The sequence below is a fragment of the Streptomyces sp. HM190 genome (assembly GCF_009857135.1).
Taxonomy (GTDB): Bacteria; Actinomycetota; Actinomycetes; order Streptomycetales; family Streptomycetaceae; genus Streptomyces; species Streptomyces heilongjiangensis.
The window spans coordinates 1,890,580-1,905,159 of sequence record NZ_CP047318.1; the positions used below are offsets into that span (position 1 = coordinate 1,890,580).

Annotated in this window: 15 protein-coding genes; 7 read left to right on the forward strand and 8 right to left on the reverse strand. The window is 72.9% G+C overall.

Annotation, left to right across the window (positions count from 1 at the left end; translation table 11 throughout):
- Positions 1–90 precede the first annotated feature (90 nt).
- Both GSY65_RS07790 and cobC read left to right on the forward strand, forming a co-directional pair.
- Complete coding sequence (locus tag GSY65_RS07790; protein WP_159766621.1) at positions 91–1,020, forward strand: sirohydrochlorin chelatase; 930 nt, start codon at positions 91–93, stop codon at positions 1,018–1,020.
- Positions 1,010–2,095, forward strand: coding sequence for an Rv2231c family pyridoxal phosphate-dependent protein CobC (gene cobC / locus GSY65_RS07795; protein ID WP_159766622.1), 1,086 nt, complete (start codon positions 1,010–1,012; stop codon positions 2,093–2,095). Before GSY65_RS07790 ends, cobC begins: the two co-directional genes overlap by 11 nt.
- Before the next feature lie 15 nt (positions 2,096–2,110).
- Here the strand turns inward: cobC and GSY65_RS07800 are convergent, their stop codons facing one another.
- From GSY65_RS07800 to GSY65_RS07815, 4 genes are all read right to left on the reverse strand, one after another.
- Positions 2,111–3,202 (reverse strand): amidohydrolase family protein, encoded by a 1,092-nt coding sequence (locus GSY65_RS07800; RefSeq protein WP_159766623.1) that lies wholly within the window; start codon positions 3,200–3,202, stop codon positions 2,111–2,113.
- 237 nt (positions 3,203–3,439) lie between these two features.
- Entirely contained in the window at positions 3,440–4,249 is an 810-nt protein-coding gene (locus GSY65_RS07805; protein ID WP_159766624.1) for an amino acid ABC transporter ATP-binding protein, read from the reverse strand.
- Positions 4,246–5,079 carry an amino acid ABC transporter permease gene (locus GSY65_RS07810; RefSeq protein ID WP_159766625.1) on the reverse strand — a complete coding sequence of 278 codons (834 nt, stop codon included), beginning with the start codon at positions 5,077–5,079 and terminating at the stop codon, positions 4,246–4,248. The genes GSY65_RS07805 and GSY65_RS07810 overlap by 4 nt, the downstream gene beginning before the upstream one ends.
- Positions 5,080–5,082: 3 nt before the next feature.
- A complete protein-coding gene (locus tag GSY65_RS07815; RefSeq protein WP_159766626.1) occupies positions 5,083–5,940 on the reverse strand; it encodes an ABC transporter substrate-binding protein in 858 nt (285 codons plus the stop codon).
- A gap of 250 nt (positions 5,941–6,190) precedes the next feature.
- On the opposite strand from GSY65_RS07815, the gene GSY65_RS07820 reads away from it, so the two are divergent.
- Positions 6,191–7,294, forward strand: coding sequence for a pyridoxal-phosphate-dependent aminotransferase family protein (locus tag GSY65_RS07820; protein WP_159766627.1), 1,104 nt, complete (start codon positions 6,191–6,193; stop codon positions 7,292–7,294).
- A 140-nt stretch (positions 7,295–7,434) separates the two neighbouring features.
- Here the strand turns inward: GSY65_RS07820 and GSY65_RS07825 are convergent, their stop codons facing one another.
- Entirely contained in the window at positions 7,435–7,689 is a 255-nt protein-coding gene (locus tag GSY65_RS07825) for a hypothetical protein (RefSeq protein WP_159766628.1), read from the reverse strand.
- Positions 7,690–8,176: 487 nt separating this feature from the next.
- Between GSY65_RS07825 and ectA the strand changes: the two genes are divergently transcribed.
- From ectA to thpD, 4 genes are all read left to right on the forward strand, one after another.
- Positions 8,177–8,728: a diaminobutyrate acetyltransferase gene (ectA, locus tag GSY65_RS07830; protein WP_201452472.1), complete on the forward strand. Its 552-nt coding sequence runs from the start codon at positions 8,177–8,179 to the stop codon at positions 8,726–8,728.
- A gap of 94 nt (positions 8,729–8,822) precedes the next feature.
- The gene (gene ectB / locus GSY65_RS07835; protein WP_159766629.1) at positions 8,823–10,094 is read left to right on the forward strand and encodes a diaminobutyrate--2-oxoglutarate transaminase; all 1,272 of its coding nucleotides are present in this window, start codon (positions 8,823–8,825) and stop codon (positions 10,092–10,094) included.
- 68 nt (positions 10,095–10,162) lie between these two features.
- Positions 10,163–10,561, forward strand: coding sequence for an ectoine synthase (locus tag GSY65_RS07840; RefSeq protein ID WP_099968708.1), 399 nt, complete (start codon positions 10,163–10,165; stop codon positions 10,559–10,561).
- A 5-nt stretch (positions 10,562–10,566) separates the two neighbouring features.
- Positions 10,567–11,454: an ectoine hydroxylase gene (thpD, locus tag GSY65_RS07845; protein ID WP_159766630.1), complete on the forward strand. Its 888-nt coding sequence runs from the start codon at positions 10,567–10,569 to the stop codon at positions 11,452–11,454.
- Between the two features lie 149 nt (positions 11,455–11,603).
- On the opposite strand, the gene GSY65_RS07850 is transcribed toward thpD, so the two are convergent.
- The 3 genes from GSY65_RS07850 to GSY65_RS07860 form a co-directional block, all read right to left on the reverse strand.
- Positions 11,604–12,701 (reverse strand): maleylpyruvate isomerase family mycothiol-dependent enzyme, encoded by a 1,098-nt coding sequence (locus GSY65_RS07850; protein ID WP_159766631.1) that lies wholly within the window; start codon positions 12,699–12,701, stop codon positions 11,604–11,606.
- Positions 12,702–12,780: 79 nt separating this feature from the next.
- On the reverse strand, positions 12,781–13,386 hold the full coding sequence (locus GSY65_RS07855) for a sigma-70 family RNA polymerase sigma factor (RefSeq protein WP_159766632.1): 606 nt from the start codon (positions 13,384–13,386) through the stop codon (positions 12,781–12,783).
- 48 nt (positions 13,387–13,434) lie between these two features.
- Positions 13,435–14,523 (reverse strand): aminotransferase class V-fold PLP-dependent enzyme, encoded by a 1,089-nt coding sequence (locus GSY65_RS07860; RefSeq protein ID WP_236579715.1) that lies wholly within the window; start codon positions 14,521–14,523, stop codon positions 13,435–13,437.
- Positions 14,524–14,580 lie beyond the last annotated feature (57 nt).

Consider the following 14,580-nt stretch of genomic DNA (forward strand, 5'->3'; position numbering starts at 1 on the left):
CGCCGGGGCGACCGTGACGGGCGGGCCGGCCCGTGCCGCCGCGCCCGCCACCCCGCAGTACCACCCCGTTCGAGACTCCGAGGAGAAATCGTGACCACCCCGCCGCCCGCCCTGCTCATCGCCGGTCATGGCACCCGGGACGAGGCCGGAGCCGAGGCGTTCCGCGACTTCGTCCGGGAACTGGGGCGCCGCCACCCCGAACTGCCCGTCGCGGGCGGCTTCATCGAGCTGTCCCCGCCGCCGCTGGGCGAGGCCGTGGCCGACCTGGTGGAGCGGGGTGTGCGGCGGTTCGCCGCCGTCCCGCTGATGCTGGTGTCCGCCGGGCACGCCAAGGGCGACATCCCGGCGGCGCTGGCCCGCGAGAAGGAGCGGCACCCGGGGATCTCGTACACCTACGGTCGTCCGCTCGGCCCGCACCCGGCGCTGCTGAGCGTGCTGGAGCGGCGGCTGGACGAGGCGCTCGGCGGTGCGGGCCGCAGCCCCGAGGACCGTGCCGACGTGACCGTCCTGCTGGTGGGGCGCGGCTCGACCGACCCGGACGCCAACGCCGAGGTGTTCAAGGCGGCCCGGCTGCTGTGGGAGGGACGCGGCTGCGCGGGCGTGGAGACGGCGTTCGTGTCGCTGGCGGCGCCGGACGTGCCGAGCGGACTCGACCGGTGCGCGCGGCTGGGCGCCCGGCGGATCGTGGTGCTGCCGTACTTCCTGTTCACCGGGATCCTGCCGGACCGGGTGCGGCAGCAGACCGAGGGCTGGGCTGCCGCGCACCCGGAGATCGAGGTACGGTCGGCCGATGTCATCGGTCCGGAACCGGAGTTGCTCGATCTGGTCATGGAGCGCTACCGGGAGGCACTGGAGGGTGATCTGCGCATGAACTGCGACACCTGCGTCTACCGGATCGCGCTGCCCGGCTTCGAGGACAAGGTGGGGATGCCGCAGCAGCCGCACTTCCACCCGGACGACGACGGGCACCACCACGGCCACCACCATCACGGGGGACACACGCACTCCCATGCACACTGAACACCGGGCCGGTGCCCCGCGCGCGGGGCACGACCTGCGGCATCACGGTGACGCCGAGGTGCGCGACGACGGGGCCGGACTCGTAGACCTCGCCGTGAACGTGCGGGCCGGCACGCCGCCCGCCTGGCTGCGGGAGCGGATCGCCGGGTCGCTGACCGGGCTGGCCGCCTACCCCGACGGGCGGTCCGCGCGGGCGGCGGTGGCCGCCCGGCACGGGCTGCCCGCCGAGCGGGTGCTGCTCACGGCGGGCGCCGCCGAGGCGTTCGTACTGCTGGCGCGGGCCCTGAGGGTCCGTCGGCCGGTGGTGGTGCACCCGCAGTTCACGGAGCCGGAGGCGGCGCTGCGGGACGCCGGGCACAGCGTGGACCGGGTGCTGCTGCGGGCGGCGGACGGCTTCCGGCTGGACCCGGAGGCCGTGCCCGAGGACGCGGACCTGGTCGTCGTCGGCAATCCCACCAACCCGACGTCGGTGCTGCACCCGGCCGGGGCGATCACGCGGCTGGCCCGGCCGGGACGGACGCTGGTCGTGGACGAGGCGTTCATGGACGCGGTGCCGGGTGAACGGCACGCGCTGGCCGGCCGGACGGACGTGCCCGGTCTGGTGGTACTGCGCAGCCTCACCAAGACGTGGGGCCTGGCCGGGCTGCGGATCGGCTACGTCCTCGCCGCGGCGGAGACGATCGAGGAGCTGGAGCGGGCGCAGCCGCTGTGGCCGGTGTCGACGCCGGCGCTCGCGGCGGCCGAGGCGTGCGTGTCCGACCGGGCGCTGGCGGAGGCGGCCGACGCGGCGTACCGCGTCGCCGCCGACCGGGCCCATCTGGTGGCGGGGCTGAAGGAGTTCGCCCCGGACGGGCTGACCGTCGCCGAGCCCGCCGAGGGCCCGTTCGTCCTCGTCGGCCTGCCGCGCGCGCCGGCCGTGCGCCGTCATCTGCGGACCCTGGGCTTCGCGGTGCGCCGGGGCGACACCTTTCCCGGTCTGGACGAGAACTGGCTGCGGCTGGCGGTGCGCGACCGTGCGACGGTCAACGGCTTCCTCCAGGCGCTGGACCGGGCGATGACGCTGGCGGACCGTTGAGCCGGCTCGGGACGGTCAGGCGGTGATCGTGCCGTTCAGCACGACCCGCAGGGGCGCCGCCAGGGCGCGGACGTCGGCGCGGGGGTCCTCGGCGTAGACGACCAGGTCCGCCGGGGCGCCTTCGTCCAGACCGGGGCGGCCGAGCCAGGCGCGGGCGTCCCAGGTGGTCGCGGCGAGGGCCCGGAGCGGGGGGATGCCGGCCTTGACCAGTTCGGCCACCTCGTCCGCGACCAGACCGTGCGGCAGGCTGCCGCCGGCGTCGGTGCCGACGTAGACGGGGATCCCCGCGTCGTAGGCGTCGCGGACGGTGTCGTAGCGGCGGTCGTACAGGTCCCTCATGTGCGCGGACCAGACGGGGAACCGGGCCTCGCCGCTCTCGGCCAGCTTCGGGAACGTGGCGATGTTGACCAGGGTGGGGACGATCGCGACGCCGCGGGAGGCGAACAGGGGGATCAGGTCCTCGGTGAGGCCGGTGGCGTGTTCGACGCAGTCGATGCCCGCCTCGACGAGGTCGCGCAGGGAGGACTCGGCGAAGCAGTGGGCCGTCACGCGGGCGCCCAGGCGGTGCGCCTGCGCGATCGCCGCCTCGACCGCGCCGCGCGGCCAGCACGCCGCGAGGTCGCCCGCCTCGCGGTCGATCCAGTCGCCGACCAGCTTCACCCAGCCGTCACCGCGCCGGGCCTCCCGGCCGACGTACGCGACGAGGTCGTCCGGCTCGATCTCGTGGGCGTAGCCACGCAGGTAGCGGCGGGTACGGGCGATGTGCCGGCCGGCGCGGATGATCTTCGGGAGGTCGTCGCGGTCGTCGACCCAGCGGGTGTCGGACGGGGAGCCCGCGTCGCGGATCAGGAGGGTGCCGGCGTCCCGGTCGGCGAGGGCCTGCTTCTCCGCGGTGCCGGCGTCGACCGGACCGTGCGCGCCGAGGCCGACGTGGCAGTGGGCGTCGACCAGACCGGGCAGCGCCCAGCCCTCCACCGTCCGTACGTCCCGCGCGGCGGCGGGACGGTCGTAGGAGACCCGCCCGTCCACGACCCACAGCTCGTCCCGGACGTCGTCGGGCCCGACGAGGACCCGCCCCTTCACCCGCAGCACCGCACGCTCGTTCATACCCCGCACCCTAGTGCCGCGGCAGGTGACGTCCGCCCGTCGAGGAGCGGCGTGAGGTGCGTGCTCTCGGCGTGCCGGGCGCACGTCCTCGTACTTGGACGTACTCGGGCTCGTGCCCGGTGCGCCGAGAGTGCGTGCCGGACGCCGCGACGGGGCGAACGTTGCCTGTCGCGGCACTGGTAGGGCTTGGTCAGGTCCCCGTAGGGTGCGGGTGGCCGAAGCGCGCGTACGGACCTCTCAGTCGCTTCCGCCCACCCGGTCCGACGTCTCCTCCTCCACCTCGGCCATCGCGGGGTCGAGGAGACGGGACAGGAAGTGGCGGGTGCGGGCGTGCCGGGGCGCGCCGATGACCTGGGCGGGGGCGCCCTCCTCGACGATCAGGCCGCCGTCCATGAAGACGACGCGGTCGGCGACCTCGCGGGCGAAGGTCATCTCGTGGGTGACGACCATCATCGTCATGCCCTCCTGCGCGAGTCCCCGCATCACCGCGAGGACGTCGCCCACCAGTTCCGGGTCCAGGGCGGACGTCGGCTCGTCGAAGAGCATGACGTCGGGGCCCATGGACAGGGAGCGGGCGATCGCCACGCGCTGCTGCTGGCCGCCGGAGAGGGAGGAGGGGTAGGCGTCCGCCTTCTCGGCGAGACCGACCCGTGCCAGGTTCTCGGCGGCCACCCGCGCCGCCTCCGCCTTGCCCCGCCTGAGGACCCGGCGCTGCGGCAGCGTGAGGTTCTCGGTGACCGTGAGGTGCGGGAACAGGTTGAACTGCTGGAAGACCATGCCGATGCGGCGGCGCACGGCGTCGATGTCGACGTCCGGGTCCGTCAGTTCGGTCCCGCCGACGAAGACCTGTCCCTTGGTGGGTTCCTCCAGGAGGTTCACGCAGCGCAGCAGGGTCGACTTGCCGGAGCCGGACGGGCCGATGACGCAGACGACCTCGCCGCGGCCGATCTCCAGGTCGATGCCCTTGAGGACCTCGTTGTCGCCGAACGACTTGTGCAGGGCGCGGACCTGGATCTCGGCGGGTCCGCCCGGCGTCTTCCCGGTCATTTCACGGCCTCCTGGGCCTTCGACTCCATCCGGCGCACGACGAAGCCGAGCGGGATCGTCACCAGCAGGTAGCACAGGCCGGCGACCAGGATCGGGGTGGAGTTGGCGGTGGTGCTGGCCAGGTCACGGCCGTACTTGGACAGTTCGCGCTCCTCCAGGGTGACCCCGAGGAACAGCACCAGCGAGGAGTCCTTGAAGAGCAGGACGAGTTCGTTGGTGAGCGGCGGGAGGATGATCCGGAACGCCTGCGGGACGATGATCGAGACCATCGCGCGGGCGGGCGAGAAGCCCAGCGAACGCGCCGCCTCCATCTGCCCCTTGGGGACGGCCTGGATGCCCGCGCGGATGGTCTCCGCCATGTACGCCGCCGCGACCAGGCCCAGCGCCAGGGCGACCTTGCCGTAGGTACCGCCGACGATCTCCGTGCCGGGGAAGGCCAGCGGGACGGCGACCCCGATGAAGATGAAGATCAGCAGGGCGGGCAGTCCGCGGAAGATCTCGATGTACACGCCGGCGAACCAGCGGTACGGGCCGACCGACGACAGCCGCATCAGGGCGATCAGCATGCCGAGCACCAGACCGACGGCGAAGCCGGACAGGGTGTAGAGCACGGTGTTCTTCAGCGCCAGCGTGATGACGTCGGGGAACATCTGCTCGGCGATGTCCGCCTGCGCGAACTGGTTCTTCAGCCGGCCCCAGTCCGCCGAGACCGCGAAGGCGATGACGGCGGCGACGAAGAGCGCGTACTGAGCGCCGCGCGACAGGCTGCGCCGCTGCCGCCGGGTCAGGCCCTTCCTCCTGGGCCGGACCAGCTTGTCCGTGTGTGCCATGGGTCAGGAGGCGGACGCGGACGGGGAGGCGGAGGCCGCGCTCTCGTCGTACGGACCGATCCACTTCTCGTACAGCTCGCGGTACGTCCCGTCGGACCTGGCCTCGGCGAGCGCCTTGTTGATGGCGGCGAGGAGCTCGGTGTTGCCCTTCTTGACCGTGAAGCCGTACTGCTCACCGGTGTTGATGTTGTCCGCGACCGCGAAGGCGTCGGCGTTGGCCTTGTCCTTCAGCCAGCCCTGGACGACCGGGTAGTCGATGACGACGGCGTCGACCTGACCGGTGCGCAGCCCGTTGAGGACGGCGTCGGAGGACTCGAAGGAGACCGGGTCGAGGCCCTGGCTCTTGGCGTAGTCCTCGCCGGTGGTCTGCGCCTGGGCGCCGACCTTCCTGCCCTTGAGGTCCGCGAAGGAGCCGATCTTGGCGTCCTTGTCGGCGAGGACGGCCTGGGTGGCGTCGAAGTACGGGTCGGAGAAGTCGACGTTCTTCTTGCGCTCCTCGGTGATCGTCATACCGGCGGCGGCGAGGTCGCACTCACCGGAGTTCAGGAACGCGCCCGTCTTGAAGTTCTCGAACGGGGTGTCGCGGATCTGCTGCTTCACGCCGAGGTCCTTGGCGACGAGGTCGACGAGGGCGACGTCGAAGCCCTGCACCTTGCCGTCGATCTCCGACTGGAACGGCGGGTACGGGAGGTGGGTGCAGGTCGTGAGCTGTCCCGCCTTGACCAGCTCGACCCCGCCGGCGGCCGTCTTGCCGCCGCTGCCGCCGTCGTCGGTCGAGGTGCAACCGGCCGCGAGCAGCAGTCCGGCCGCGGCGGTGGTGGCGGCCAGGATGCGGGTCCGGCGTACGGGGACCGAGTTCACGGGGAGACCTCCTGTGGGGAACATAGGCTTCCGATTATAAGGAGATGTTTGACTCTCTCAAACCAATCCGATGGTCACGGAGCCGTTCGGCCTCAGAAGTCATCGGTGCGGGGCGGCTGATGGGGTCGATGTCCGAGAGCGGGGGATCGCCGGACGGCGCTGCCGGGCGCGCCGATTACGCTCGACGTACGTCGACCTGTACCGGCCCGTCCCGGACACCATCTACCCCAGTGAGCGAAGAGAGCACCCTGTGACGCACCCGTTTCTGGATCTGGCCCCGTTGACCGCGGCGCGTTTCGCGTCGATCGAGGACCGGGTGGCCCGGCTGCTCTCCACGGAGCAGGACGTGGTGATCACCCAGGGTGAGGCACTGCTGCCGCTGGAGGGAGCGATCCGCGGGGCCGCCGGGCCCGGCACGACCGCCCTGAACGTGATCACCGGCCCGTACGGGCAGACCTTCGGCGACTGGCTGCGCGACTGCGGGGCGACCGTCGTCGACCTGGCCGTGCCCTTCCACACGGCGGTCACCGCCGAGCAGATCCGGGACGCCCTCGCCGCACACCCGGCCATCGACTTCGTCTCCCTGGTGCACGCGGAGGCGGCGACCGGCAACACCAACCCCGTCGCGGCGATCGGCGAGGTGGTCCGTGCGCACGGCGCGCTCTTCTACCTGGACGCGGTGGCCTCCGTCGGCGCGGAGCCGGTGCTGCCGGACGCGTGGGGGGTCGACCTGTGCGTCATCGGGGCGCAGAAGGCGATGGGCGGTCCGGCCGGGGTCTCCGCGATCTCGGTGAGCGAGCGGGCGTGGGCCCGGATGGCCGCGAACCCGCGCGCCCCGCGCCGCTCCTACCTGTCGCTCCTCGACTGGAAGGAGCGCTGGATCGACGGTGGCCGCCGCGCCCTGCTGCACGCCCCCGCCCAGCTGGAGATGCTCGCCCTGGAGGCGTGCCTGGAGCGCATCGAGTCGGCGGGCCTCGACACGGTGATGGCCCGCCACGCCTCGGCCGCCGCGGCCACCCGGGCGGGGGCGCTCGCGCTGGGCGGCGGCCTGGAGCCGTATGTGCGCGAGGCGCGCGACGCGGCGCCGGTCGCGACGACCCTCCGGGTGCCGGACGGGGTCGACGCGGCCGCACTCGTCGCCAAGGCCCTCACCACGGACCCCGCGCTGCCGCTGGCCGCGGGCGGCGGCGCCCTCGCCCACGAGATGGTCCGCGTCAACCACTACGGCCCCGACGCGACGCCGGGCGCGGTGCACGCGAGCCTCGCGGGCCTGGGCGCGGCGCTGGCGGAGTTCGGGGTGGGGGTGGACCTGGAGGCGGGACGGAGGGCGGCGGAGGGGGCCTGGGGGGAGTAGGCCGACGGGGCCCGCCGGCCGGGAGGATCCCGGCGCGGGGCGGCCCTCAGGGAGTCTCCTGGCGGGTGAGGAGGTCCCGGACCTGGGCACGGGGGGGGTTCGGCCGCGTCGTCGAGTCGCCTCGCCACCGCCGTCGCCGGTCATGCCTCCGCCTCCTCCACCCGGCCCCGGCAGGCGAGTAGGGCGCCGAGGTCGAGCACGGCCCGGCGGCACCAGATCAGGCGGTCCGGTTCGGCCCGTCCCCGTGCGGCGTCACCGTGGGCGAACCACGCGTCCACGGAACCCCGCAGTCCGGCCCAGGCGTCCGTGGCGCACCCGAGCCCGAGCACGAGCCGGTACCCGAGGCCGCACCCGAGCCTGCGGCCGGTACGACGGTCACCCCCGGCCGCGGTCACCGCCGTCCACGACTGTTCCTACGGCCTCGTCCCCTCCCCCGGCCGCCGGCCTCGCCAGAGCCGTACGACCCGCTCCGGGGCCGCGCAGCGGTATCGGTGGAGAACGGCCCGCACGGAAGGGATTCCATGCACGGGAAAAAGGGGCCGGAACCGGCGGACCGACCGAAAAGAGGGTCGCTTTCGCAGAAAAACGGCTCCTACAATTCCATGGGTAGAACCCCGTATTCTTCTGCCCGCTAAGACCTTCCCTAAACGCAAAGGTTTCGCGAACGACAAGGGGCGCGATCCGGGCGGGTTCCGTGAGGGTTGCACACATGTGACGGACTCCACATCGCGCCCTTTTTGCATGGTTATTTCCGGGCAAGATTACACAGATCAACCGCCTGTTCACGCGCCCGCTCGCGCCCGCGTGATAACACAGGGGGCGCCCATTCGTAACCCCGAGCGGCGATGCAATTCGAAATTCCGCTGGGTAAATTCAAGCCGTATGACCGCCGCACACGCAGACCTGCACATCGCACCCGTGGAATCACAACCGGAAATCGCCGAGGGGATTCGGATCGACCGCCCGGACGTGGCGGACGGCAGCGCGTTGTGGCGTATCGCCGGGGACTCCAAGACCCTCGACCTGAACTCCTCGTACAGCTATCTGCTGTGGTGCCGGGACTTCGCGGACACCTCGGCGGTGGCCCGGGACGAGACGGGGGAGCCGGTCGGTTTCGTGACCGGGTACGTGCGGCCGGACCGGCCGGACACCCTCCTCGTGTGGCAGGTGGCCGTCGACGAGGCGCACCGTGGGCGCGGGCTCGCCGGGGCGCTGCTGGACGGACTCACCGCGCGGGTCGCGCGCCGGCACGCGCTGACCGCGGTCGAGACCACCATCACCCCGGGCAACACCGCCTCGGAGCGGCTGTTCGCCGCGTTCGCCGAACGCCACGGCGCGACCGTCGAGCGCACGGTCCTGTTCGAGGCGGGGGACTTCCCCGACGGCCCGCACGAGCCCGAGGTGCTGCACCGCATCGGCCCGCTGTCCCCCTGAGCACCGCCGGCCCACCACCGGGCCGTCCCCTCTCCCTCACCCTCACTCCCGCACACTCGCACACCCGCCCCCACGCATCGAGGAGCGATTCGCCGTGACCATCACCCAGCCCGACCTGAGCGTCTTCGAGACCCTGGAGTCCGAGGTGCGCAGCTACTGCCGCGGCTGGCCCACCGTGTTCGACACCGCGCAGGGCAGCCGGATGCGTGACGAGGACGGCCACAGCTACCTGGACTTCTTCGCCGGAGCCGGTTCGCTCAACTACGGCCACAACAACCCGGTGCTCAAACGGGCTCTGATCGACTACCTGGAGCGGGACGGCGTCACGCACGGCCTCGACATGTCGACGAGCGCCAAGCGGGCGTTCCTGGAGTCCTTCCAGAACCTGGTGCTGCGCCCCCGCGACCTGCCGTACAAGGTCATGTTCCCGGGCCCGACCGGCACCAACGCCGTGGAGTCCGCGCTGAAACTGGCGCGGAAGGTGAAGGGGCGCGAGGCCATCGTGTCGTTCACCAACGCCTTCCACGGCATGTCGCTGGGCTCCCTCGCCGTCACCGGCAACGCCTTCAAGCGGGCCGGGGCGGGCGTCCCGCTGGTGCACGGGACGCCGATGCCGTTCGACAACTACTTCGAGGGCCAGGTCCCCGACTTCCTGTGGTTCGAACGGATCCTGGAGGACCAGGGGTCCGGGCTGAACAAGCCCGCCGCCGTGATCGTGGAGACGGTCCAGGGCGAGGGCGGCATCAACGTCGCCCGCCCGGAGTGGCTGCGCGCCCTCGCCGAGCTGTGCGAGCGGCAGGACATGCTGCTGATCGTCGACGACATCCAGATGGGCTGCGGCCGCACGGGGGCCTTCTTCTCGTTCGAGGAGGCCGGCATCACCCCCGACATCGTCACCGTCTCCAAGTCCATCAGCGGCTACGGGCTGCCGATGTCGCTGTGCCTGTTCAAGCCCGAGCTGGACATCTGGGAGCCGGGCGAGCACAACGGCACCTTCCGCGGCAACAACCCCGCCTTCGTCACCGCGACCGCCGCCCTGGAGGCGTACTGGTCGGACGGCTCCGCCATGGAGAAGCAGACCCGTGCGCGCGGCGAGCAGGTCGAGCAGGCGCTGATCTCCATCACCGAGGAGAACCTCGCCGACGTGAAGGAGTACCGGGGCCGCGGACTGGTGTGGGGCCTGGAGTTCCACGAGAAGGCCCGCGCGGGCCGGGTCGCCAAGCGGGCCTTCGAACTCGGGCTGCTGATCGAGACGTCCGGCCCGGAGAGCGAGGTCGTGAAGCTGCTGCCCGCCCTCACCATCACCCCCGACGAGCTGGACGAGGGCCTGCGCGTCCTCGCCCGCGCCGTCCGGGAGACCGTCTGACCACCGTCTCCGGACAACCGTCTGAACAACCGTCCGAGGAAACCACCGCCAGGAGGCATGGAGCCACCGTGATCGTCCGTTCTTTCAAGGATCTGGAAGGCACCGACCGGCACGTCAAAGCAGCGTCCGGCACGTGGGAGAGCAAACGCATCGTCCTCGCCAAGGAGAAGGTCGGCTTCTCCCTGCACGAGACGATCCTCTACGCGGGCACGGAGACGTCGATGTGGTACGCGAACCACATCGAGGCCGTGGTGTGCGTCGAGGGCGAGGCCGAACTGACCGACGACGAGACCGGGCGGACGTACACGATCACGCCCGGGACCATGTACCTCCTCGACGGCCACGAGCGGCACACGATGCGGATCAAGGAGGACTTCCGCTGCATCTGTGTGTTCAACCCGCCCGTGACGGGACGGGAGGACCACGACGAGAACGGCGTCTATCCCCTGCTGACGGAGGAGGGCTGACCATCATGACCACGCTCACCGATCTCTACCCCAGCCGCGGCGCCACCGAGGTGTCGGTCCCGCGTCAGGACCCGGTCGTCTGGGGCGCCCCCGGCACCCCCGGCCCGATCTCCCTCACCGACCTGCAGACGTACGAGCGGGACGGCTTCCTCGCCGTCGAGGAGCTGATCACGCCGGACGAGGTCGCCGTGTACCGGCAGGAGCTGGAGCGGCTCGTCAGCGATCCCGCGGTCCGCGCCGACGAACGCTCGATCATCGAGCCGAAGTCGAAGGAGATCCGGTCCGTCTTCGAGGTGCACCGCATCAGCGAGGTGTTCGCGCGCCTCGTGCGCGACGAGCGGGTCGTCGGCCGGGCCCGGCAGATCCTCGGCTCCGACGTCTACGTGCACCAGTCGCGGATCAACGTGAAGCCGGGCTTCGGCGCCTCCGGGTTCTACTGGCACTCCGACTTCGAGACCTGGCACGCCGAGGACGGGCTGCCGAACATGCGGACGGTGTCCGTCTCGATCGCGCTGACCGAGAACCACGACACCAACGGCGGTCTGATGATCATGCCGGGGTCGCACCGGACGTTCCTCGGCTGCGCGGGCGCCACCCCGAAGGACAACTACAAGAAGTCGCTGCAGATGCAGGACGCGGGCACCCCGTCGGACGAGGCGCTGACGGCGATGGCCTCCGAGTACGGCATCAAGCTGTTCACGGGCAAGGCCGGTTCGGCGACCTGGTTCGACTGCAACTGCATGCACGGCTCCGGCGACAACATCACGCCGTTCCCGCGCAGCAACGTCTTCATCGTCTTCAACAGCGTGGAGAACGCGGCGGTCGAGCCGTTCGCGGCTCCCGTACGGCGGCCGGAGTTCATCGGCGCGCGGGACTTCACCCCCGTGCGGTGACCTCGGCGCCGGCCTCCGCGTCACACGGGCGGACCGGGCGGTCCCTGTCTCCGGGGGACCGCCCGGTCCGCCCGTGTGTGCGGGTGTGCGCGCGTGGGTGCGCGTGGGTGCGGCGCACCGCCGTCGGCGTGCGGTCCGGCACAGGTGGTTCACAGCCAGGCCAGCGACGCCGCCGCGGCCAGCACGTTCCGTGCGGCCCGCTCGTCGCCCGCGAGGCCCCTCGGCACCTCGTCCGGGGCGTAGCGCCCGCCCACGAGGAGACAGAAGTCGACCGGGTCCAGGGTCAGTTCGGCGGCCACGGGCTCGGCGTCCGCGCCGAGCACCCAGCCGGTGCCGTGAGCGGTCCCGATGACCTCGACGAGGACGGGCGGCGCGTCGTGCAGGGCCAGGCCGAGGATGCGGACGGCGAGCCGGACCAACTGCTCCAGGTGCTCGGCGGGCGGCGGTGGCACGTCGATGCCGAGCGCCCGGCCGATGTCGTCGGTGTGGATCCACGCCTCGAAGGCGCGGATGACGAAGTGGTCGGCGACGGGCAGCCCGAGACCCATCACCGTCGCCGCGCGGGCGGCTGCACCGGGGTCGCGGGCCTCGGGGGTCGCCAGCAGGTCGGCGGCCTGCGCGGCCCAGGTGGCGACGGTCTCCTCGGGCGTGCGCGCGTGCTCGTGGGCGATGGCGTCGGCGGTGCGCAGCTCCCAGGCGCGCGCGGCGGGTGTCCCGGCCGGGATGCGGGAGGCCGGCAGCCGGGCGCCGATCCCGAGCGCCACGGCGAGGTGTTCGTCGGCGGCGACGAGGTGGGCGACGGTGGCGTGCGCGTCCCAGTCGTGCACCACCGGCGTGCCCCAGCGGCCCGGCAGCTCCCGGACCAGCGCGTGGAGCCCGGCGACCGCGGCGGCGTACGGCCGCGCGTGCGGGGCGACGTCCGGCGTACGGGGCCGGCGCCCGCGCAGGGCCGACGCGAGCACCCCGTCCGCGCCCCCGCCCCGTTCACCGGCGCGCGCCTGCCCACCGCGCCCCTGACCGGCCGGCCCCGCGCCGACCCGCGCGCCCCCGACCCGCGCGCCCCCGTCGCGCGCGTCACCGGGGGCGCCGTCCAGCAGGCGTACGGTCGTCCGGAGCCGCTCGGCCTCCGCCGCGCAGCTCTCGCAGCCGGCGAGGTGGCGCGGGACGGCCCCGGCGTCGGCGGGTGGCAGCGCGCCGACCGCCCAGGCGGCCAGCAGCTCCCGTACGCCGTCGTGGTCGTTGGTCATCGCGCGCCGCCCTTTCGCCGTGCCGCTGCCACGATACGCAGGGCCCGCGCGGCCCCGGCGGTGCGGTGAGAGGCCGCCATCACGCGCCCCTCGCCGTGGCCGGGTCCGGCGGGTCCGCGAGGGACTCCGCCAGCTTGCGCAGGGCCGAGCGGAGCCGGGTCTTCGCGGTGCCCTCGGGAATGCCCAGCTCCACGGCGGCCTGCCGATAGGTGCGGCCCGCGAAGTAGGCGAGATGGACCACCTCCCGCTGGGAGCGCGGGAGTTCGGCGAGGGCGGTGTGCAGCAGCAGGGAGCGCTCGCGGTCGACGACCGTCTCGTGCGGGCCGGGCCCGGCGTCGGGGATGGCGTGCAGCGCCGAGTCGTCCGCCCGGGCGTCCCTGCGGTGCCGGGCCTCGCTGCGCACCCAGTCCACGGCCCGCCGGTGGGCCAGCATCGACAGCCAGGTGCGCAGGGAGCCGCGGCGGGCGTCGAAGCCGTACGGGCGGGTCCACAGCTGGGCGAAGACCTCCTGGGCCACGTCCTCGGCCGCCGTCTGACTCTGCGTGACCCGGACGGCCACCCGGCGCACGAGTGCCCCGTACGCCGCGTAGGCGTCGCGCAGCGCGGACTCGTCCCCGTACACCAGCCGTCGATGCAACTCCACATCGATGGGCGGCTGTTCGAGCGTCGGCTCCACCGGCACCACCCTCCCTGACGCCCTTCCTAGCGTCCCCGCCGGGCTCGCGCCACTGGTTCAGGGAGACAGGGCGTCCAGGACCCGGTCGACGTCCGCCGCCGTGTTGTAGAGATGGAAGGCGACCCGCAGGTGGCCGGCGCGGTCGGAGACCTGGATGCCGGCGGCGCTCAGCTCGGGCTGCCGCGCGCCCAGTCCGGGCACGGAGACGATCGCCGAACCGGGCGCCGGTACGGGCTCGTGGCCGAGGGCGGCGAGCCCCGCGCGGAAACGGTCCGCGAGCGCGAGGTCGTGGGCGTGCACGGCGGCCACGCCGAGTTCCTCGACGAGGGCGAGGGAGTGACGCAGCCCGGCGTACGTGAACAGGGCCGGGGTCAGGTCGAAGCGGCGGGCGGAGCCGGCGAGTTCGGTGACGGGGCCGTAGCAGCTGTCCCAGGGGTTCTCCCCCGCGGTCCAGCCGGCCAGGACCGGGGTCAGCCCGCCGAAGTCCTCGGGCACGACGAGGAAGGCCGCGCCGTGCGGGCCGAGCAGCCACTTGAAGGTCGTGCAGACGGTGAAGTCGTACGTGTCGGCCTCCATCGGCAGCCATCCGGCGGCCTGGGAGAAGTCGACGTAGGTCCGCGCCCCGTGGTCCCGTGCCGCCTCGCGCAGGGCGGGCAGGTCGGCGATCCGGCCGTCGGCGGACTGGACGGCGCTGACCGCGACGAGCGCGGTGCCGGGGCGGACGGACTCGGCGAGCCGCTCCAGCGGCACGGCCCGCACCTTGAGGTCACCCCGGACGTGGAACGGGTTGAGGACGGAGGTGAAGTCGTGCTCGGCGGTCAGCACCTCGGCGCCGGGCTGCAGCGACGCGGCGACCACCCCGGTGTGCGCGGCCACCGACGCCCCGGCCGCCACCCGCCCGGCCGGCACTCCGGCCAGCCGGGCGAACGCGGCCCGTGCGGCCTCCACGTCGTCGAAGAGGGGGTCCAGGGCCCGGCCCTCGGCCCGCAGCAGCGCCGCCCGCGCCAGCGCGGCGACCGTCCGGGCGGGCAGCAGCCCGCTGCCGGCGGTGTTCAGGTAGGTGTTCTTCGGCGCGAACTCGGCCCGGACGAGGCTCTCGAAGGTCTCCATGCCACCACTGTGCGGCCCCAGGACCTCCTCGTCCATGGAGAGTATGTACGCGACGGACCAAAGCATCGCTTATACATCCCGCCCGACCTGCGC

Bases quoted from the DNA above. Each gene is read 5' to 3' on its own strand.
- cobC (WP_159766622.1), top strand. From the start codon at position 1,010: ATGCACACTGAACACCGGGCCGGTGCCCCGCGCGCGGGGCACGACCTG.
- GSY65_RS07800 (WP_159766623.1), bottom strand. From the start codon at position 3,202: ATGAACGAGCGTGCGGTGCTGCGGGTGAAGGGGCGGGTCCTCGTCGGG.
- GSY65_RS07805 (WP_159766624.1), bottom strand. From the start codon at position 4,249: ATGACCGGGAAGACGCCGGGCGGACCCGCCGAGATCCAGGTCCGCGCC.
- GSY65_RS07810 (WP_159766625.1), bottom strand. From the start codon at position 5,079: ATGGCACACACGGACAAGCTGGTCCGGCCCAGGAGGAAGGGCCTGACC.
- ectA (WP_201452472.1), top strand. From the start codon at position 8,177: ATGACCGCCGCACACGCAGACCTGCACATCGCACCCGTGGAATCACAA.
- thpD (WP_159766630.1), top strand. From the start codon at position 10,567: ATGACCACGCTCACCGATCTCTACCCCAGCCGCGGCGCCACCGAGGTG.
- GSY65_RS07850 (WP_159766631.1), bottom strand. From the start codon at position 12,701: ATGACCAACGACCACGACGGCGTACGGGAGCTGCTGGCCGCCTGGGCG.
- GSY65_RS07860 (WP_236579715.1), bottom strand. From the start codon at position 14,523: ATGGACGAGGAGGTCCTGGGGCCGCACAGTGGTGGCATGGAGACCTTC.